Origin of the sequence: Streptomyces sp. NPDC048484 (assembly GCF_040651415.1) — a bacterium.
In the GTDB taxonomy this organism is placed as follows: domain Bacteria; phylum Actinomycetota; class Actinomycetes; order Streptomycetales; family Streptomycetaceae; genus Streptomyces.
Map to the genome: position 1 here is coordinate 179,952 of NZ_JBEZJY010000008.1, position 20,482 is coordinate 200,433.

The 20,482-nt window shown below is 70.5% G+C and carries 11 protein-coding genes and 1 pseudogene; 9 read left to right on the forward strand and 3 right to left on the reverse strand.

The window, feature by feature from the left end:
• Nucleotides 1-399: 399 nt before the first annotated feature.
• Nucleotides 400-1,749 (reverse strand): 4-aminobutyrate--2-oxoglutarate transaminase, encoded by a 1,350-nt coding sequence (gabT, locus tag AB0D14_RS10845; protein ID WP_362776905.1) that lies wholly within the window; start codon nt 1,747-1,749, stop codon nt 400-402.
• 366 nt (nt 1,750-2,115) lie between these two features.
• Here gabT and AB0D14_RS10850 point away from each other — a divergent pair, with 366 nt between their 5' ends.
• From AB0D14_RS10850 to AB0D14_RS10860, 3 genes are all read left to right on the forward strand, one after another.
• On the forward strand, nt 2,116-4,239 hold the full coding sequence (locus AB0D14_RS10850) for an ATP-binding protein (protein WP_362776908.1): 2,124 nt from the start codon (nt 2,116-2,118) through the stop codon (nt 4,237-4,239).
• A gap of 211 nt (nt 4,240-4,450) precedes the next feature.
• Nucleotides 4,451-6,190, forward strand: coding sequence for a PucR family transcriptional regulator (locus tag AB0D14_RS10855; protein ID WP_362776909.1), 1,740 nt, complete (start codon nt 4,451-4,453; stop codon nt 6,188-6,190).
• Nucleotides 6,191-6,417: 227 nt separating this feature from the next.
• On the forward strand, nt 6,418-7,863 hold the full coding sequence (locus AB0D14_RS10860) for an aldehyde dehydrogenase family protein (RefSeq protein WP_362776911.1): 1,446 nt from the start codon (nt 6,418-6,420) through the stop codon (nt 7,861-7,863).
• Nucleotides 7,864-7,958: 95 nt separating this feature from the next.
• Here AB0D14_RS10860 and AB0D14_RS10865 read toward each other — a convergent pair whose 3' ends face one another.
• On the reverse strand, nt 7,959-10,943 hold the full coding sequence (locus AB0D14_RS10865; protein WP_362776913.1) for a glycoside hydrolase family 3 C-terminal domain-containing protein: 2,985 nt from the start codon (nt 10,941-10,943) through the stop codon (nt 7,959-7,961).
• Nucleotides 10,944-11,410: 467 nt separating this feature from the next.
• Between AB0D14_RS10865 and AB0D14_RS10870 the strand changes: the two genes are divergently transcribed.
• From AB0D14_RS10870 to AB0D14_RS10895, 6 genes and pseudogenes are all read left to right on the forward strand, one after another.
• Nucleotides 11,411-13,093, forward strand: coding sequence for an extracellular solute-binding protein (locus AB0D14_RS10870; protein WP_362776914.1), 1,683 nt, complete (start codon nt 11,411-11,413; stop codon nt 13,091-13,093).
• 118 nt (nt 13,094-13,211) lie between these two features.
• Complete coding sequence (locus AB0D14_RS10875) at nt 13,212-14,180, forward strand: ABC transporter permease subunit (RefSeq protein ID WP_362777045.1); 969 nt, start codon at nt 13,212-13,214, stop codon at nt 14,178-14,180.
• 5 nt (nt 14,181-14,185) lie between these two features.
• Nucleotides 14,186-15,142: a carbohydrate ABC transporter permease gene (locus tag AB0D14_RS10880; protein ID WP_362776916.1), complete on the forward strand. Its 957-nt coding sequence runs from the start codon at nt 14,186-14,188 to the stop codon at nt 15,140-15,142.
• 161 nt (nt 15,143-15,303) lie between these two features.
• Nucleotides 15,304-17,292 carry a beta-galactosidase gene (locus tag AB0D14_RS10885; RefSeq protein ID WP_362776919.1) on the forward strand — a complete coding sequence of 663 codons (1,989 nt, stop codon included), beginning with the start codon at nt 15,304-15,306 and terminating at the stop codon, nt 17,290-17,292.
• 237 nt (nt 17,293-17,529) lie between these two features.
• Nucleotides 17,530-17,766, forward strand: a complete 237-nt coding sequence (locus AB0D14_RS10890; protein ID WP_362777052.1) for a hypothetical protein — start codon at nt 17,530-17,532, stop codon at nt 17,764-17,766.
• Nucleotides 17,767-17,970: 204 nt separating this feature from the next.
• A pseudogene (locus AB0D14_RS10895) lies at nt 17,971-18,221 on the forward strand (hypothetical protein); the annotation flags it as partial.
• A 98-nt stretch (nt 18,222-18,319) separates the two neighbouring features.
• Here AB0D14_RS10895 and AB0D14_RS10900 read toward each other — a convergent pair.
• A complete protein-coding gene (locus AB0D14_RS10900) occupies nt 18,320-20,416 on the reverse strand; it encodes a glycoside hydrolase family 31 protein (RefSeq protein ID WP_362776922.1) in 2,097 nt (698 codons plus the stop codon).
• Nucleotides 20,417-20,482 lie beyond the last annotated feature (66 nt).

Genomic DNA, 20,482 nt, shown 5'->3' on the forward strand with positions numbered 1-20,482 from the left:
GTAGGTGCAAGCCCTTCGGTGGTACCGGCGCTTCGGGCCGTCCGCTGCGATCCGCTTGCGCGGATGTTCACGAAAGGGCGCCGAGGCGGCCTGTGGGACCGGGTTGTCGCACGCCCCGGGGGGTTTGGGGCGAGCGACTGTCCGATCGGTGAGGATATCCGGAGCGCAAGGCTCCGGTTGTGTGCGCGAAGGCACGACCAGGGCGAAGCTGGGGAGGCCCCGTCCTGATGTCACCCACAGTCCCCTGTGGGCGGGGTGTATCTCTCATCTGCCTAGAACCTACGACAGGGGGAGGGAGTCCGACAGGCCGAATCGGCTCCCGCCATGTACCTCGCACACCTTCTTCACACGCCCCGCTCCTCACGGCCCCGAGACCGGAACCGATGAGACGGATCCCGCTCAGATGCGGGCAAAAGCCTGCTCGATGATGTCGAGCCCCTCGGTCAGCAGGTCCTCGCCGATGACCAGCGGCGGCAGGAAGCGCAGCACGTTGCCGTAGGTGCCACAGGTCAGGACCAGCAGGCCCTCCTGGTGGCAGGCCTTGGCGAGCGCGGCGGTCGCCTCCGCGTTCGGCTCCTTCGTCGTACGGTCCTTGACCAGCTCGATCGCGATCATCGCGCCCCGGCCGCGGACGTCGCCGATGCTGCATCGATCGTTGTGGGCGAACTTCTCCGCCATCGCGCCCAGGCGGGCCTTCATGACGGCCTCGATGTTCTTCGCCTTCGCGTTGAGGTCCAGCTCCTTCATCGTCTCGATCGAGCCGAGCGCGCCGGCGCAGGCCACCGGGTTGCCGCCGTAGGTGCCGCCCAGGCCGCCCGCGTGCGCGGCGTCCATGATCTCGGCGCGGCCGGTCACGGCGGCGAGCGGCAGACCGCCCGCGATGCCCTTGGCGGTGGTGATCAGGTCCGGGACGATGCCCTCGTCCTCGCAGGCGAACCACTGGCCGGTACGGCAGAACCCGGACTGGATCTCGTCGGCGACGAAGACGATGCCGTTGTCCGTCGCGAACCGGCTGAGCGCCGGCAGGAAGCCCTTGGCGGGCTCGATGAAGCCGCCCTCGCCGAGTACGGGCTCGATGATGATCGCGGCCACGTTGTCCGCGCCGACCTGCTTGGTGATCTCGTCGATGGCCTGCGCGGCGGCCTCGGGGCCCGCGTTCTCCGGGCCGGTCGGCCAGCGGTAGCCGTACGCCACCGGGACGCGGTAGACCTCGGGCGCGAACGGGCCGAAGCCGTGCTTGTACGGCATGTTCTTCGCGGTCAGCGCCATGGTGAGGTTGGTCCGGCCGTGGTAGCCGTGGTCGAAGACGACGACGGCCTGCCGCTTCGTGTACGAGCGGGCGATCTTGACGGCGTTCTCGACGGCCTCGGCGCCACTGTTGAAGAGGGCGCTCTTCTTGGCGTGGTCCCCGGGCGTCAGCTCGGCGAGCGCCTCGGCGACGGCCACGTAACCCTCGTACGGCGTGACCATGAAACAGGTGTGGGTGAAGTCCTGGAGCTGGGCGGCGGCCCGGCGTACGACGGCCTCGGCGGAGGCGCCGACGCTCGTCACCGCGATGCCGGAACCGAAGTCGATCAGCCGGTTCCCGTCGACGTCCTCAAGGATCCCGCCACCGGCGCGCGCGGTGAAGACGGGCAGCACGGACCCCACACCGGCCGCGACCGCGGCGTTGCGGCGGGCCTGCAGTTCCTGCGACTTCGGGCCGGGAATGGCGGTGACGATGCGGCGCTCCTGCGGAACTGTGCTCATGAGGGGCTCCCTGGGGTCTTGCGTACGGCTGGCGAACGACTGACGGGCGGTTGGCACACGGATGGCGGGCGGCGGGCGGGCGGCCGACGGGCGGTCGGCAGGCGGTTTCTCCCGCGCGCCCAGCTTCCTTCTTCGCAGGCTAGGGCCGGGAACGGAGAGTGGGCATGCTCCATCTGGGCGTTGTCCCGGACACGGGTTGTCCGTCGTGGACATGGCGTCCTGGACACGGTGCGGCCGGGAGCGCCGAGAAGACCCGGCGTCCGCTCGTCGCGTACCCGGCCCGGTGAGCGGTGAACTCCCTTTGGCGGGGCGTTAGATTGACTCGAACACCACGTACGGAGCGGCTGGTCAGGGGTGGCAGAGGCGATGAACAGCGACGGCACGCACGACGCACGGAGCACGCACGCCGATCGTGTGCCGCGGCCGGCCGGGCCGCCCCAGGTGCCGCCGCGTCCCGCACGGGCACCCGGAGCGCCACCGCTGCCGGACGGCTCCACCTTCCTCACCTGGCTGCGGACCCCGCGGCCCGAGGCCGCGCCCGGCGTGTGGCGCTTCGGACACCGGCCCCGGCCGGAGGAGGAGCCGGAGGAGATTCCGACCCGGCAGCTGCTGAGCGGGGCGCTGATCGCCTTCCTCGTGGGGTGGCTGATCTGGTCCCTGCTGTCCAACGGCTATTTCGGCAGTTGGTGGATCCTGCCGCTCAAGTTGTTCACGCCGGATTCCTGGCGGGCCAGCGACAGCCAGGTGGTCCGTCTCCTCGTGTGGGAGGGATACACCGTTCTTGTCGTGTTCGCGATCATGATCGGTGTGGGGCGTCTGGGCCGCTGGAGTGAGGTCTGGCGCCGCTTCGTGGCTCCCCGCCTGCGACGAGCCGTGCCCGAGCAGGCTCCGCTGCTGCCGGAGGAGGACCCCACTCAGTGGCACGAGCTGCGGGCCGCCGGGGCCGTCGACGCCGCCGAACGACTCGGCGCCGACGCGCGGGCCGGACTGATGCGCGACGTCGACCACGCGCGGATCGCCCGCGCCTGGCAGAGCGTGCGCAGCGGGCGGCACAGCCTCGCCACCTTCACCGGTGCCGTGCTGAGCGAGGGCGCGGCCGCCTGTCTGCACCCCTCGGGTGAGCGGGACCTGCCGGGTCGGCTCGCGCAGCACGACCTCGTCACGGGGCAGGTGCGCCTCGGCACGACCGCCGACGACCCGCGCAACCCGTACGCGTACCGCGGCACCGGCCTGGCGCTCGCGCCCGAGCTGCTGGGGACCTCGCTGCTCGCCGTCGGACCCGCCGGATCCGGCAAGACCGGCGGTGTCGTCTGGCCGCTCACCGAGTCGCTGTGCCTGCACGCGCTCGCCGGACGGGCGGCCGTGGTCGTCGTGGGGGCCGCGGGGGCGGGCCTCGGGGCGGTGGACGCGTACGACGTCGTGGTGCGGGTGGGTCATCCCGAGTCCGTGTACGACCTCGATCTGTACGGTGGCACCACCGACCCGGACGAGGCCGCGGCCGTGCTCGCCGAGGCGCTCGTCGGTGATCTCGCCGACCCGCACCCCAGCGGGGAGAGCCGGCGGTCCACCACCGTGCTCGCCCAGCTGCTCGGGCCGTACCGGGGTGTCCACGGACGCTTTCCGTCCGTGCCCGAACTGAGGCAGCTCCTCGACGGCGCGCCCGGCCCGCTCGCGGCGCTCCGCAAGGCGCTCACCGAAGGCGGACAGGAGTCGCTGCTGCGGGAACTCGACGCGCGGGAGCGGCAGCTGGGGCAGTCCGGTGACGTGGGGAACGTGCTCGCGGACCGGGTGGCGTTGCTCGACCGGCCCGCCTTCGCCGGATTCTTCGACACGTCCGGACAGTCCCGGCCGTTCTCGCTGCGCGCGCTCGACCATCCCGTACGCGTGCGGATCGATCTGCCCCAGCGCGGGCACGCGGACGCCTCACGGATTCTGTCGCGGCTCGTGCTCGCCCAGTTCGCGGCCAGCGTCGCGGTACGCGAGGACCGGTCCCTCTTCGCCTGCCTCGTACTCGACGACGCCACCGGGGTCCTCACCCCCGAGGCCGTACGGGGGATCCAGCGGCTGCGGTCCGCCAACGCCGGGGTCGTGATGACCCTGCGCACGCTCGACGACGCGCCGCGGCCGCTGCGGTCACCGCTGCTCGGCGCGGTCGGGTGCCGGGTGGCGCTGTCCGGGCTCACCCCGTGGGACGGGCAGGACTTCGCCGAGGTGTGGGGCAAGGAGTGGATCGAGGCGCGGGACGTCACCGACCGGCAGATCATCGCGGAGACACCGGCCGGGAAGGCCGTCCACATGCTGCGCCGGGTGATCACCGGGAACGCGCCCACCGCCCGGGCCGTGACCGTGCGGCAGGTCGAACGGGAGCGCTGGTCGGCGTCCGAGCTGGCGCACGGGGTGCCGCCGGGGCACGCGGTGCTCTCGCTCACCAGCGTGCGGGGAGAGTACGCGCCACCCTTGCTGGTGGACCTGCGGAACCCGGGAAGCTGAGCCGGAACCCGGGTAACTGAGCCGGAACCCGGGAAACCGAGCCACGCCGGAGTTTTCAGGGGCGCGTCCAGCAGGACGTCCGGACATACGGTCACCGCTCGACCGGACAGTAAGGCAGAATCTACATAGGTCGTTCATACATCGCGGCCAAAAAATCACCTCGTCCGTGACCGTCGAAGAACCTGTGAAGACCTGAAGACCTGAAGGCCTCATGCCCCCCACGCTCGCCTCGCTCGTCCATCACTCGGCGCTCAAACTCACCGTGCGCGCGGGCCGGGAACGGCTGGACACCCCCGTCCGCTGGGTCCACGCCAGCGAGCTCACCGACCCCGTGCCGTACATGGAGGGCGGGGAGCTCCTGCTCATCACCGCCCTCAAGCTGGACGCCGAGGACGCCGACGCCATGCGGCAGTATGTGAAGCGGCTGGTCGGGGCGGGCGTGGCCGGGCTGGGCTTCGCCGTCGGCGTGCACTACGAACAGATTCCCGAGGCGCTGGCCGACGCGGCGGTGGAAGAGGGGCTGCCGCTGCTTGAGGTCCCTCGGCGCACCCCCTTTCTCGCCATCAGCAAAGCCGTGTCCGCGGCCATCGCCGCCGACCAGTACCGGGCGGTGACCGCCGGGTTCGCCGCGCAGCGCGAACTGACGAAGCAGGCGCTGAGCGGCGGGCCCGAAGGGCTGCTGTCCGCGCTCGCCTCACAGGTCGACGGATGGACCGCGCTGTACGACGCCTCCGGGGCCGTCGTCGCCACCGCGCCGGAATGGGCGGGGCGCAGGGCCGCCCGGATCACCGGGGACGTGGAGCGGTTGCGGGAGCGCCCAGCGCCCGCGAGTTCCGTCGTCGGCGGGGGTACGGAGGACGGTGAGGACGGCGAGGACTACGAGGACCGCGTCGAACTGCACTCGCTGGGGACCGGACGGCGCGCCCGTGCCGCGCTCGCCGTCGGGACCGCGGCCGCGCTGGGCACGGCCGAGCGGTATGCCGTGCACTCCGCGATCGCCCTGCTGACGCTCACCACGGAACGGTCCCGGTCGCTGTACGCCGCCGAGCAGCGGATCGGGGCGGCCGTGCTGCGGATGCTGCTCGCCGGGCATTCCGATCACGCCCGGGGGGTGGCCGGGGACCTGTACGGGGGGCTGCTGGACGCGCCCTACCGCATGATGCTCGCCGAGGCCGCTTCGGCGTCCGCAGGGCGGGCGCGGGCTCGCGGCGGCGCCGGGGGCGATGCCGGTGCCGACGAGATGGACGCGGCGAAGGTCGAGGCGGCCGTGGCCGTGCTCGCCGACGCCGGAGGCGATCTGGTGGGTGGGCTCGTCGAGGTCGTGGAGTTCGCGGCCGCGCGGTCCGGCGAGGCCGTGCTGGTCGTGCCCGACGGGGAGCGGGTCGTGGTGCTCGCCGCGGACGGGGGCGAGGTGGTCGCCGCCTGCGGCCGGTACGCGGAGACCGTCGCCATGGCGCGCGGCGGTTCCGAACAGGGGGCGGACGAGGACGAGCTGGTCGTGGGGGTTTCCGCGCCGGCCGGTCCCGTCGCCGCCGGGGCCGCCTACAAGCAGGCCGAGCAGGCGCTGTCCGTCGCCCGGCGGCGGGGGCGGGTGCTGGTCGAGCACGAGGAGGTGGCCACGGGGTCCGTGGTGCCGCTGCTGGCGGACGACGCGGTGCGGGCCTTCGCCGACGGGCTTCTGCGGGCGTTGCGCGAGCACGACGCGACGGGACGGGGCGATCTGGTCGCCTCGCTGCGGGCGTGGCTGTCGCGGCACGGTCAGTGGGACGCGGCGGCGGCGGATCTCGGGGTGCATCGGCATACGTTGCGGTACCGGATGCGGCGGGTCGAGGAGATCCTCGGCCGGTCTCTGGACGATCCGGATGTGCGGATGGAGCTGTGGCTGGCCCTGAAGGCGACGGCGGCGACGGCGTCCGCGACGGGCGCGGTGTCCGGGACGGCGGGGGAGTAGGCCGGCTGGCGCCCGGGGCGTCGCCGGGTGCGCGCCGCCGGTGAGGGCCGGGGTCCTGCGCAGTTGCCCGTGCCCCTCAGGCCGTGGCTGTGCCGTGGGCTGCATGTGACAAAGCGGAGTGGGGGCGGGGCGCAGTGCTCCGGGCCGGACAAGTGGGATAGCGGTGTCCCAGGCCTACCGTGGGGTGGTCAGCACCCAGACACACCAACGGAAGGGCCGGGAACTCGATGACTTCCACCCATGCCTTCTGGCTCGCCGGTCGCCAGGCCACCGGTGAGGCCACCTTCGACGTCACGTCGCCCTGGGACGGGCACCTCGTCGGCAGGGTCGGCGTGCCGAGTGACGCCCAGGTCGAGGAGGCCGTCGCGGCCGCGTACGCCGTGCGGGACGAGTTCGCCGCCACGCCGGCCCATGTGCGGGCCGCCGCCCTGGACCACGTGAGCAGGCGGCTCGTGGAGCGGACCGAGGAGATCGCCCGGCTCATCTCCGCCGAGAACGGCAAGCCGGTCAAGTGGGCCCGCGGTGAGGTCGGCCGGGCCGTGTCCGTGTTCCGGTTCGCGGCCGAGGAGGCCCGCCGGTTCAACGGTGGAGAGGCCCAGCGGCTCGACACCGACCCCGGCGGCCAGGGCCGGCTCGCTCTCACCCGGCGCTTCCCGAAGGGCGTCGTGCTCGGCATCGCACCCTTCAACTTCCCGCTCAACCTGTGCGCCCACAAGATCGCTCCGGCCATCGCCGCGGGCGCGCCGATCATTCTGAAGCCCGCCCCCGCGACCCCGCTGAGCGGTCTGCTCATCGGCGAGCTGCTGGCCGAGACCGAGCTGCCGGCCGGCTCCTGGTCGGTGCTGCCCGTCGCCAACGACAAGATGCCCGCGCTGGTGCAGGACGAACGGCTGCCCGTCATCTCCTTCACCGGGTCCGACAAGGTCGGTTACGCGATCATGGACTCCGTACCGCGCAAGCACCTCACCCTGGAGCTCGGCGGCAACGGGGCGGCCGTCGTGCTCGCCGACTGGGCGAGCGACGAGGACCTCGACCGGGCCGCGGACCGCATCGCGACCTTCAGCAACTACCAGGGCGGGCAGTCCTGCATCTCCGTGCAGCGGGTCGTCGCGGACGCGTCGGTGTACGAGCGGCTGCTGCCCCGGATCGTCGCCGCGGTCGGGGCCCAGGTGACCGGGGACCCGTCCGACGACGCGACCGATGTCGGTCCGCTGGTGAGCGAGGACGCCGCCAGGCGGGTGGAGTCGTGGGTCGACGAGGCCGTCGGGGCCGGCGCCGAACTGCTCGCCGGTGGCAAGCGCGACGGCGCCTCGTACGCGCCGACCGTGCTGGCCGGCGTACCGGACGGGGTGACGATCTCCTGCGAGGAGGTCTTCGGACCCGTCCTCACCGTGCAGAAGGTGACGGGGGAGGCCGCCGCCTTCGCCGCCGTCAACGAGTCCAAGTACGGGCTGCAGGCCGGTGTGTTCACCCACGATCTCCAGGCTGCCTTCCGGGCCCACCGGGCGCTGGAGGTGGGCGGTGTGGTGATCGGCGACGTTCCCTCGTACCGCGCCGACCAGATGCCGTACGGCGGTGTGAAGCAGTCCGGCGTCGGCCGGGAAGGCGTGCGCTTCGCCATGGACGACTACACGTACGAGCGCGTGCTCGTCCTCACGGGGCTCGCTCTCTGAGACCAGACGCTGATCGACGGCCGGAGCCCGCTGTGCGGGGGCCCCGGCCGTCGCCGTGCGACATCGGCCCCGGCCCGGTCCCAGCCCACAGGCTCTCAGCCGGAGAAGCCGACGTGTGCGAGCCGCAGCGGGCCGCGCAGTTCCACGCACAGGTCGTGCACCTCTGACACCCGCGACCGGAGTGCGGCGGTGACGGTCGTGTAGGCGTACGGGCCCGCCGTGGGCCCGATGTCCAGGCGCGCGAGTACCCGCCCGTTGTCCAGAGCCAGTTCGAGGCTGCCCCCGCCCGCCACCTCGACCGTCACGGATCCGGCGCCCGGGCCGAAGTCGCAGGCCCGGTACGTCAGTTCGGCCGCGCCGTCATCGCCGTCATCGCCGTCCGCCGGGGTCACCGCGTCGCCCGCCAGCTTCGCGCGGTCGACGATCTCGGCGTCCCGCTGCTCGTCGAAGCAGGCGGCGTCCAGCCCGCGTTCGAGGACCGGGCGGGGAGCGGTGGGCGTGCCGTCCAGTTCGATCGTCCCGCGCAGGCGGATGTCCTCGCTGGACGCGCCCGCCAGGAAGTCGTACGCACCGGGTTCCAGGCGCCAGGTGCCATGGGTGACGTCCCAGAACTCGAAGGCGGAGAGCGGGAGTTCGAAGGCCAGCTCCGTGGTGGCGCCCGGGGCGAGGTGGACGCGGCGGTGGGCCAGCAGCGCACGCCGGGGGCGCGGGACGGACGGGGCCACCGGACGGCCGTAGAGCTGGGCCACCTCGTCGGCCGCCGTGCCGCCGGTGTTGGTGACCGTGAAGGTGACCTGCACGGACTCCTCCCCGACGAGCGCCGCGAAGTCCCCGTACACGAAGGACGCGTACGACAGGCCATGGCCGAACGGGAAGAGCGGGGTGCCCTCGAAGTACAGATACGTCTGGCGGCTGCCGATCACGTCGTAGTCGAGGAGACCGGGCAGGTCCGCGTCCGAGGCGTACCAGGTCTGGGGCAGCCGGCCCGCCGGGGAGACGTCTCCCGCCAGGACACGGGCCAGGGCGGTGCCGGCCGCCTGGCCGCCGTGGGCCGTCCAGAGGGCCGCGGGGAGGTCCGTGGGGTCGATCGCGTAGGGGTATGAGGACGTGATGACCAGGGCCGTGCGCGGGTTCGTGGCCCGCGCCGCGTCCAGCAGCCGCCGCTGGTGGGCGGGGAGGGCGAGGGTGGTGCGGTCCTCCGTCTCGCGCCCGTTGATGTGCGGGTCGTTGCCCGCGACCACGAGCACGACGTCGGCCGAGGCCGCCGCGCGCGCCACCGCCTCCTCGCCGCGCTCCCTGGTCTCCAGCTCGATGATCACCGGGTTCTCGTCGGCAACCTTTACTCCGTCGGCGGTGACAGAGACGTAGCTGCCCGTACCGATGTGCTTCAGGAGGTGCCCGTTCCCGTGGGAACCGTGGGAACTGTGCGAATCGTGGGAACTGTGCGAATCGTGGGAACTGTGCGAATCGTGGGAACTGTGCGAATCGTGGGAACTGTGCGAACCGGGCGAACCGGGCGAACTGTGGGAGTCGCGGGGACCGTGCGGTTCCAGCCGGAACGTCTCCTGGACGACCCAGCCGCCGGGCTGGTCCGCCGAGGCGCGGACGAAGCCGTCCTCCGCGACCGAGAGGTAGCGGCCGTCGGGAGCGCGGAAGGTGAGGAGACCCTCGCCCCAGTCGACCAGCGCGAGTTCGGTGCCCACGGCGTCGGTGGTGAGCGCAGGCAGGTCGGTGCGGCCCGCGAGGAGGGCCGGGTCCAGCGCGCCTCCGGCCCCGCGGACCTCGTCGCTCGCGTCGTCCGCCCGCGGAACGCTCAGGTACGTACCGTCGGAGGTCTTGAGGCGTACGCGGTCCACGCCCTCGGCGAAGTCCACGCGGTCGGCGCCGAAGCGTTCGTACAGGCCTTCGAGCGGGGTGGAGCGGTGGATCAGGGTGCCGCTGTACCAGTCGAGCTTGCACTCGTCAGCGAGGAGGCCGACCACCGCGATGCGGGTGCTCTCCCCGGTGAGCGGGAGCAGCCCGTCGTTCTTGAGCAGCACGACCGACTGCTCCGCCGCCTCCCGGGCGAGGGACCGGTGCGCGGGGGTGTCGAAGCCCTTGCAGTGCGCGTACGGGTCCAGGCGGGGGTCGAACTCGCCGAGCCTGAAGCGGATCGCGAGCTGTCGGCGGACCGCCGCGTCGATGTCGGCCTCGGTCAACAGGCCCCGGTCCAGGGCACCCCGCACCCGTTCGATGATCTGCGAGCTGTCCGTGCCGTGGTCCGTGAAGCTGTCGACACCGGCGAGCAGCGACGCCGCCGTCGCCTCCTCGTGCGTGTCGAAGTAGTACTCGAAGTCGACCAGGTTCGATGGCGCGCCCGCGTCCGAGCAGACCAGCAGATCCTGGTCCGTCCAGGCCCGCAGGTGCTCGCCCAGATACGGCGAAACGTGGTTGGGGCGGCCGTTGACCAGGTTGTACGCGGGCATCACGCCGGCCACTGCGCCCGCCTCGACCGTCTCGCGGAAGGCGCGCAGGTCGTACTCGTGCAGCACGCGGGGCCGGACGGAGCTCGACGTGGTGGCCCGGCCCGTCTCGTTGTTGTGCGCGAGCCAGTGCTTGAGGACGGGGGCCGTGCGCCAGTAGGCGGGATGGTCGCCGCGCAGACCGCGGGTGTACGCGGTGGCGATCGCCGAGGTCAGCTTCGGGTCCTCCGAGTAGCCCTCCTCGTTGCGGCCCCACAGAGGGTGGCGCAGGAGATTCACCGTGGGCGCCCAGACGTTGAGGCCGACGCGGTCGTCGCGCGAGCGCATCGTGCGGGTCTCGGTGGACACCGCCTCGCCGACCCGGCGGACCAGTTCCTCGTTCCAGGTCGCGCCCAGGCCGACCGCCTGCGGGAACACGGTCGCCGGGCCCATCCAGGCCACCCCGTGCAGTGCCTCCTGGCCGGTGCGGAACGCGGCGATGCCGAGCCGCTCCACGGCGGGCCCGAACTGGTGCAGCATCGCCACCCGTTCGTCCAGCGTGAGCCGCGCCAGAAGATCGTCGATGCGCTTCACGAACGGCAGCTGCGAGTCGCGGAAAGGCGGCATTTGTGCAGTCACGCGAGGATCCCTTTGCCGAAGACGAAGAAGAGCGGTGAAGACTCTTCGAAGCGCTTCGATGCTGATTCGACCGATGGCCGACTGTCAAGACACCCCGACACACCTCGATACGCCTCGACGCGGCAACTCTGCGCCTCCTTGGCGGCCTCATGGCCACCCCATGGCTGTCCCGTTGTCATGACGGCGGTTAGAGAAGGCCGATTCAGGGCTCCACGCCTCCGAGGAATGTTTGGAATCGGCTCTTGTGCACCCCCAGGTGTTCACTTAACCTCGCAGCAACATCGAAGCGCTTCGACTGACTCAGGCCATCTTTGACTGTCTTCGACTGTTCTCGACTGTCGAGGATGCCGCTCCTGGGTGCGCAGGCCTCCGAGAGTTCGCTTCAGCTCAGCCAGTTCCACTCAAGACACCGCAGCCGACGGCCACACCGCCGGGTGTCCTGCTGTGCGCGATGAAGGGTTGACGCAATGACGCCGAACACCTCTGCCTCCGGCCCGAGCCGGAGAAGCTTCCTCGCCTCCACGGCGGTCGCCACCGCCGCGATGACCGGCGGGATGCCGCTGCTGGCCGCCTGCGGTGGCTCCGACGGCGGCTCCAAGGAGGGCACGACCTCGGGCAAGGACGCGAAGAAGATCCTCCCCACCTTCGTGGCGCAGAACGTGGTGACGCCGGACATCGCGTCGAAGAACGGGTCCTCGCTCGGATTCACCGGCAAGCTCGTCACGGCCGACCTGAAGACCTCGGTGTCCGGGAAGCTCGGCAAGGGCAGCACCATCAAGATCATGTCCCCGTTCTGGGGCACGCCACCGAAGGGCGACAACCCCTACTACGAGGCGATGAACGCGAAGATCGGCGCGAACGTCGTCTGGCAGAACCAGGACGGCAACACGTACGACGAGAAACTGGGCGCGGTTCTCGCCTCCAGCGACATGCCGGACGTCGTGGTGATCCCCGGGTGGAACATGGGCGGCAAGATACCCAGCGCCATCATCAGCAAGATGGCCGACCTCGGCCCGTACCTCTCGGGTGACAAGGTCGAGGAGTACCCGAACCTCGCCGCCGTCCCGACCGACGCCTGGCAGCGCTCCATCTTCGGCGGCAAGCTGCGCGGCCTGCCGATGCCCAGCTCGTACGTCACCAACATTGTGCCGTACTACCGCAAGGACATCTTCGACAAGAAGGGCTACGAACTCCCCACCTCGGCAGCCGAGTTCCTGGCCCTGGCCAAGGAGATCACCAACGCCAGGGCGAAGGTGTGGGCCTGCGACGACATGAAGTGGACGGCCTTCAGCAGCTTCGGAGTGCTGTCCGGCAGCGAGAAGTCGCTCGGCTGGAACTCCGTCGGCGGCAAGCTGGTCTGCCGCGTCGAGACCGACGAGTACCTCGAAGCGCTGGAGTGGACGCGGAAGCTGTACGCCGCGGGAGTCGTCCACCCGGACGCCAAGGCGCAGAACCAGGGCGACTCGGGGCTGCGCTTCACCTCCGGCGAAGTCCTCATCTACAACAACGACATCTCGCACTGGTGGGCCAAGACCACCGAACAGGCCGCCCAGAACAAGAACTTCCGCATCGACGGCATGGACATCTTCGGCCACGACGGCGGGGACCCCACACTGTGGGCCGGTGCGCCCGCGAGCATCTTCGCCTTCGTCAACAAGAAGGCGTCGAAGGCGGTGATCCACGACGTGCTGGCAGCCGCGAACGTCACCGCCGCCCCGTACGGCACCGAGGAGTACATGCTCACCAACTACGGGGTCGAGGGCACGCACTACACGGTCAAGGACGGCACGCCCACGAAGAACGACAAGGGCAACCAGGAGGTCCTGAACGCGTTCGTGATGCTGGCGGGCCCCGCCTCGACGATCGCGCACCCCGACCGTCCGGAGGTCGCCAAGGCGCAGGTCGAATGGCAGCAGCGGATGGGCGCCTTCACCAAGAAGTCCTCCTTCTTCGGCCTCCAGGTCACCGAACCCACCCGCTACACCAACCTCTCCAACGACTTCGAGCAGCTGGAGGACGACGTCGTCCGAGGCCGCAAGAAGATCAGTGACATGCAGCAGGCCGTGTCGGACTGGAAGAGCCAGGGCGGCGACAAGCTGCGGGACTGGTACAAGAAGCTGCTGGACGACAGCGGATCCGCGCAGGGGTGACGAAGTGGCTCACAGCACCACTTCGGGCAGCACCACTCCTGACACCGCCCCGCCCTCCGACGACGGAGGGAGTACGCCCACCAAGCCCGCCGGGGTCTCCAAGGCCGAGAAGAAGACCCTGAAGAAGGCGTTGGAGAAGGCCTCGAAGAAGGCCTCGAACGGCGGCACCCTCAAGGTCCGGTTCAAGCGGGACCGCACGCTGGTCCTGATGACCCTGCCGGCCGTCCTGCTGGTCCTGGTCTTCAACTACATACCGATCCTGGGCAACGTCGTCGCCTTCCAGGAGTACGACCCGTACATCAGCGACAACGGCTTCGTCGCCATCTTCCACAGCCCCTGGGTCGGCTTCGAGCAGTTCTCACGGCTCTTCGACGACTCGGCGTTCTGGGACGCCGTCCGGAACACCCTCGTCCTGTTCGTGCTGCAACTGCTGCTCTTCTTCCCGATCCCGATCGTGCTGGCGCTGCTCATCAACAGCGTGATCAGGCCCCGGGTGCGGGCGGTGTCGCAGGCGATCCTCTACCTGCCGCACTTCTTCTCCTGGGTGCTCGTCATCACCGTCTTCCAGCAGATCTTCGGCGGCGCCGGCATCATCGCGCAGACCCTGCGACAGCACGGCTACGAGGGCTTCGACCTCATGACCGACCCGGGCATCTTCAAGTTCCTGGTGACGGCGGAGGGCGTCTGGAAGGACGCCGGCTGGGGCGTCATCGTCTTCCTCGCGGCGCTGGCCTCCGTCAGCCCCGATCTGTACGAGGCCTCGGCGATGGACGGGGCCGGCCGGTGGCGCCGCATGTGGCACGTCACGCTGCCCGCGCTGCGTCCGGTGATCGCCCTGCTCCTGGTGCTGCGCGTCGGTGACGCGCTCACGGTCGGCTTCGAACAGATCCTGCTGCAGCGGGACGCGGTGGGGCCGGGCGCGGCGGAAGTCCTCGACACCTATGTGTGGTGGAACGGCGTCCGCAACCAGGACTTCAGTTACGCGGCGGCCGCGGGACTGATCAAGGGCGTGGTCAGTCTCGGCCTCGTCCTCGCCGCGAACAAGGTCGCCCATCTCATGGGCGAGCAGGGGGTGTACAAGAAGTGACTGCCGTGACCGCTGTGACCGACGAACGGCCGAAGTCGTCCGGCCGGGACCCGCGGCGGCCCGGCCGCTGGGCGGCGCCGCCGAGGCCCGTCTGGGAGGAGGAGCCCGGCAGGGCCGGGCTCGCGGGCAAGGTCATCGCCCTGGTCATCGCGTGCCTGGGCGTCCTGTTCCCGCTGTGGATCGTCATCGTCACCAGCCTGTCCACGAAGCAGACCATCAGCGAGGCCGGTGGCCTGGTGGTGGTCCCCAGGGGCATCACCCTCATCGCCTACCAGGAGCTGCTGAGCGGCGGGCAGGTCACCCGCGCCACCGTCGTCAGCCTGGGCGTCACACTCGTCGGCACGCTGTTCTCGATGGCGGTGTCCATCCTCTCCGCGTACGGGCTCTCGCGTATCGGGTCGGTCGGGCACAGCTGGTTCCTGATGATCCTGCTCGCGACGATGTTCTTCGGCGCCGGCCTCATCCCCACGTACCTGCTGGTGCAGTCGCTGGGGCTGACGGACACGTATCTGGCGCTGATCCTGCCGAGCGCGATCAGCGTCTTCAACATCCTGGTGCTGCGCGCGTTCTTCATGGGCGTCTCGCAGGAGCTCACCGACAGCGCGCGGATCGACGGGGCGGGGGACTGGCGGATCCTCTGGCAGATCGTGATCCCGCTCTCCCGCGCCGTCATCGCGGTGATCACGCTCTTCTACGCCGTCGGCTACTGGAGTGCCTGGTTCAACGCGTCGATCTACCTGAGCGACCAGGACATGATGCCGCTGCAGAACGTCATGATCCAGCTCGTCCAGAAGCAGGAACCGCCGGTCGGGTTGGGGCAGGCCATCAAGACGGGACAGCTCTCCGCACTCGCCGTGCAGATGGCGGTCATGGTGCTGGCGCTGCTGCCGGTCGCGTTTCTTTCGCCGTTCGTCCAGAGGCACTTCAAGAAGGGGATGCTGACCGGCGCGGTCAAAGGATGACCTCGCGCTGTTGGCGCCGGTCGGCCCGCTGTCCTTTGAGCCCGGGTTGTCGTTCGGCCGCGGGTCCGTCGTGGCCGGCCGCGCAGTCCTCCGCGCCCCTCAAGAGCGCCGGGCCGCTCCTCCTCCTGAACCGCTCCTCCTCTCCTGGAACGAGGTATGTCATGGGCACGCCGCGCCTCAGTGGGCGACCCGGCCTCGCCGACGCCACCCGCGGCCGCCTCCTCTTCGGCGGCGACTACAACCCCGAGCAGTGGCCCGAGGAGACCTGGCACGAGGACGTACGCCTCATGCGGGCGGCCGGGGTCAACTCCGTCACCCTCGGCGTCTTCTCCTGGGCGAAGCTCGAACCCCGTCCCGGGGCGCGGGAGTTCGGCTGGCTGGACCGGCTGATGGACCTCATGCACGAGAACGGCATCGGGGTCGTCCTCGCCACGCCCACCTCCTCGCCCCCGCCCTGGATGGGCCGGCTCCACCCGGACACGCTGCCCCGGGACGAGGACGGCCGCACCGAGTGGTGGGGCGGCCGGCAGCACTTCTCGCACTCCAGCGTCACCTACCGCCGTTACGCCGCCGCCATCACCGAGGACCTGGCCGCCCGCTACGGGAGCCACCCCGCCCTCACGATGTGGCACATCAACAACGAGTACTGCACCTACGACTGGGGCGACGAGGCGGCCGTCACGTTCCGCCGCTGGCTCCGGGGCAGGTACGGCACGCTCGACGCGCTCAACACGGCCTGGGGGACGGCCTTCTGGAGTCAGGGCTACGGCGACTGGCAGGAGATCCTTCCGCCGCGCCACGCCCACTACAGGAACAACCCCACCCAGGTGCTCGACTTCAAGCGCTACACGTCCGACATGCTCCTGGAGTGTTACGTCGCCGAGCGCGACATCGTCCGCCGGTACTCCCCGCGCCTTCCGGTGACCACCAACTTCATGCCGATGTGGGTGGGCCAGGACGCCTGGAAATGGGTCCAGGAGGAGGACGTCGTCTCCGTCGACATCTACCCGGACCCGCGCGACCCCTTCGGCGCGCAGAACGGCGCACTCATCCAGGACATGACGCGCTCCCAGGCCCGCGGGCCATGGATGCTGATGGAGCAGGCGGCGGGCCCGGTGAACTGGCGGGGCGTCAACCACCCCAAGCCGCGCGGCCTCAACCGGCTCTGGTCCCTGCAGGCCGTCGCCCGGGGCGCCGACGCCGTCTGCTACTTCCAGTGGCGGCAGTCCCAGCAGGGCGCGGAGAAGTTCCACTCGGGCATGGTCAGCCACGCGGGGGAGCAGGGGCGTACCTACCAGGAGGTCAGACAGCTCGGCGCCGAACTCGCCCGCATGGGTGCTGACATCAGCGGCCGTCACTCGTCCTCCGAGGTCGCGATCCTCCACGAGTGGAACGCCTGGTGGGCGGGGGCGCAGGACGGCCGGCTCTCCCACGAGGTCGACCATCCTCAGGTCGTGCGGGCCTGGCACCGCGCCCTGTGGGAGGCCCACGTCACCACGGACTTCGCGCATCCCGAACACGATCTGTCCGGGTACAAACTCGTCGTCGTGCCGCAGCTCCACCTGCTCACCGACGCCGCGGTCGACAACCTCGTCGCGTACGTACGAGAAGGAGGCACCCTGGTCTGCGGCTTCCTGACCGGGGTCGCGGACGAGGACGACCGGGTGCGGCCCGGCGGCGTGGACGAACGGCTGCGGGAGCTCTTCGGCATCCGCACCCTGCACGAGTGGTGGCCGCTCGACCCCGGGGAGCACGCCGAGTGCGACGGCTTCCGGGGCACACTGTGGTCCGAGGAGATCGAGGCCGAGGACGCCGTCACGGACTCCCGCTACAAAGGCGGCGAACTCGACGGGCTGCCCGCCGTGCTGCACAAGGGACGCGCCTGGTACGTCTCCACGCTGCCCGAACCCACCGCGCTGCGCGAGCTGTTGGAGGGCGTGGCCGCCGGGGCGGGGGTGCGGCCGGTGCTCGACGGGCTGCCCGTACAGGTCGAGGCCGTCCGCCGGGGGGACCTGCTCTTCGTCCTCAACCACGGGCGTGACCCGGTCACGGTGGCGGTGCCGGGCACGTACCGGGACCTGCTCAGCGGCCAACAGGTCACCGGAGTCGTGGAGTTGGACCGGTACGCAGTGGCGGTGCTCTCGCCATGAGCGTCGGTGCCAGTGCTAATCCCGGTGCCGGTGCGAGTGCCCATCACTCGGCTGGAGTTCGCGGGAAGTCCGGGCGGTGGTGCGGCCCACCCGTACCTGCCGCATCGACCTCAGAACTCTCTCCGGAGCGCGACAGCTCTCCCTGTGTGCCGGAGAGGACCGCGTCCTCCCCTTGAGGCCGCGGTAGCCGTACCGCAGATCCATCCCCCACATCCCCCCACCCATGGAAGGAACACCATGGCAACACGCACACCGAACATGAAGTCGAACAGGAACAGGATCACCAAGGCCCTCCTGGCTCCCGCGCTCGCCCTCGGGGTCACCGTCGGGCTCGCCTCCGCCCCCGCCTCCGCCGCGGTCTGGAACTCCTGCGACCAGTGGGGCAACACGAGCCTGAACGGCTACCGAACACTTGCCCAGTGCTCCCCTCTTCAGGGTGGAAGTGAGGGACATCCTGTCCATAGCGGCCCGTAGGGTCGCGGCGGCATGGCTAGGATCGCCTTGTCGGACAACAGAGTTGTCCGACCTACCGCCGGACGGGCGGGAAGTCAGGCCTGCGGAGGCCACGTAAGACTGACCCTCACCGGTCGGCAGAGGCCCGTGAAACAGGAACCCGTGGTGGTGCTGCGCAGCAGTACGGACCGGAATCACCCGCCCTCGGGCAGGTGAGGGCGTCAAACGCTCTACAACAACATCTGGGGCTCCGGCGCCGACAGTCAGTACGTCCGGGCCAGCCACCCCAAATCTGGGGGCATCAAGCCGTATCCGAACGTCAAGCAGAGGTGATCAACAACACGATCACCTCGCTTGGCTCACTCGCCAGCTGCTACAACGAGACCATCGGCGACGTCCAGTTCGGCTATGAGGTCACGTCCTCGTCCGGCGGCCTGGACTTCGTCACCAACAACCTGACGGTCAGCAGCAGTTGATCCGCGTACGACCTGGGTGACAGTGCGGCCGGACCCCTCCCGGGAGCCGGCCGCACTGTCACGTACTCACGGCCACGTATGCACGGCACGGTCCGCGGCTATTCCGCCACAGGCAGTCGCGCGTCGTCCCGCAGGAACAGCGGGATGCGGTCCAGCGGGGCGTCGACGGTCACGGCCGCGCCACCCCGGTACTCCTCGCCGGTCCACGCGTCCGTCCAGCGTGCCCCCGCCGGAAGGTACGCCGTACGGGCCGTGGCGCCCGCCGTGAGCACCGGCGCGACCAGCAGATCCCGGCCGAAGAGGTACGCATCGTCCACGGACCAGGCGGCCTGGTCCTCGGGGAACTCCAAGAACAGCGGCCGCATCACCGGCAGCCCCTCCTCGTGGGCCTCCCGCATGACCTCCAGGACGTACGGCTTCAGACGCTCACGCAGATGGAGGTACTTCTCCAGGATGGGGCGGGCCTCCTCGCCGTACGACCACACCTCGTTCGGGCCGCCGGTCATCTCCGGGCCGAGCGGGGTGCCCGGATCGCGGAAACCGTGCAGGCGCATCAGCGGGGACAGCGCGCCGAACTGGAACCAGCGGATCATGACCTCGCGGTACGCCGGATCGTCCGGGTCGCCGCCGTGGAAGCCGCCGATGTCGGTGTTCCACCAGGGGATGCCGGACAGCGAGGTGTTGAGGCCCGCCGCTATCTGGCGTCGCAGGGTCGCGAAGTCCGTGCCGATGTCGCCGGACCACAGTGCGGCTCCGTACCGCTGACTGCCCGCCCACGCGGAGCGGTTGAGGGTGACGACCTCGCTCTCGCCGGCGGCCAGCATGCCCTCGTAGAAGGCGCGGGCGTTCTCGCGCGGGTACATGTTGCCCACTTCGAGGCCGGGGCCCGCCCAGTAGCGCAGGTTCTCCTGGAAGCCCGGCTTCAGCTCCGGCTCGCAGGCGTCCAGCCAGAAGGACGTGATCCCGTACGGCTCCAGGTAGTTGTCCTTGATCCGCGACCAGAGGAACGCGCGCGCCTCGGGGTTCGTCGCGTCGTAGAAGGCGACCTGGACCGTGGACGCGACCTCCTTGTCCGGCCAGTCCGCGTGCGCCATGGGGCCGTACTGCGTGCCGATGAACCAGCCGCGCTGCTCCATGAGCTGATGGTTCTCCGAGAGCGGCGAGACGGACGGCCAGACGGACACGACGAGTTTGATGCCCAGCTCCGCCAGCTCCCGCTGCATCCCCGCCGGATCCGGCCACTCCGCGGGGTCGAACTTCCAGTCGCCCAGGTGCGTCCAGTGGAAGAAGTCGCAGACGATGGCGTCGATGGGCAGCCCGCGGCGCTTGTACTCCCGTGCCACACCGAGGAGTTCGTCCTGTGTGCGGTAGCGCAGCTTGCACTGCCAGAAGCCCGCCGCCCACTCGGGCAGCATCGGCGTACGGCCGGTCACCGCGCTGTACCGGCGCTGCGCGTCGGCCGGATGGCCGGCCGTGATCCAGTAGTCGATCTGCCGGGCGGAGTCCGCCACCCAGCGCGTGCCGTTGCCCGCGAGCTCGACCCGGCCGATCGCCGGGCTGTTCCACAGCAGGGTGTAACCACGGCTGGACGTGAGGACCGGGATGGTCACCTCGGCGTTGCGCTGGACCAGGTCGAGGACGGCGCCCTTCTGGTCCAGCAGTCCGTGCTGGTGCTGCCCCAGGCCGTACAGCTTCTCGCCCTCGTACGCGGCGAAGCGCTGCTCCAGGCGGTGGTAGCCGTTGCCGACGGGGGTGTAGAGGCGCGGTCCCGGCCACCAGAAGTGGGCGCGCTCCTCGGTGAGGAGTTCGGCGCCGTCGTCGGTGCGGACGAAGCGGACCAGTCCCTCGGCGTCGACCTCCACGGTGAGCGCGCCGACCGTCATGAGGCCCCGCCCGCCCTCGATCTTGACGGTGGCCTCGGTGGCGGGGGCCTCGTCGAGCACGGCAGCGGGCAGGCCCTCCAGGACGGGTCCGCCGAGCCTGGCCCGGACCCGGACGGCGTCGGGGCCCCACGGCTCGATGCGGACGGTCTCCTGGCGGCCGCTCCACTCCAGCGCGCCGTCGCGTTCGCGGAACGTGCCGACGGTGGGGGAGGACTGGGCAAGGCCGGCGGACCCCGAGCGGAGCTGTCCGGACTGACCCGGCTGTTTGGACTGTCCGGACTGACCCGGCTGGTTCTCGGCAGGTTGGTTCATACGGGGTGCTCCTGAAGGAATGAGTGGCGACAGGACCCGGCGGCATACAGGTGGGAGGCGGGGCGG

Excerpts from the sequence above, each read along its gene's own strand:
- gabT (WP_362776905.1), bottom strand. The coding sequence starts at position 1,749 with ATGAGCACAGTTCCGCAGGAGCGCCGCATCGTCACCGCCATTCCCGGC.
- AB0D14_RS10850 (WP_362776908.1), top strand. The coding sequence starts at position 2,116 with ATGAACAGCGACGGCACGCACGACGCACGGAGCACGCACGCCGATCGT.
- AB0D14_RS10855 (WP_362776909.1), top strand. The coding sequence starts at position 4,451 with ATGCCCCCCACGCTCGCCTCGCTCGTCCATCACTCGGCGCTCAAACTC.
- AB0D14_RS10860 (WP_362776911.1), top strand. The coding sequence starts at position 6,418 with ATGACTTCCACCCATGCCTTCTGGCTCGCCGGTCGCCAGGCCACCGGT.
- AB0D14_RS10870 (WP_362776914.1), top strand. The coding sequence starts at position 11,411 with ATGACGCCGAACACCTCTGCCTCCGGCCCGAGCCGGAGAAGCTTCCTC.
- AB0D14_RS10885 (WP_362776919.1), top strand. The coding sequence starts at position 15,304 with ATGGGCACGCCGCGCCTCAGTGGGCGACCCGGCCTCGCCGACGCCACC.
- AB0D14_RS10890 (WP_362777052.1), top strand. The coding sequence starts at position 17,530 with ATGGCAACACGCACACCGAACATGAAGTCGAACAGGAACAGGATCACC.
- AB0D14_RS10900 (WP_362776922.1), bottom strand. The coding sequence starts at position 20,416 with ATGAACCAACCTGCCGAGAACCAGCCGGGTCAGTCCGGACAGTCCAAA.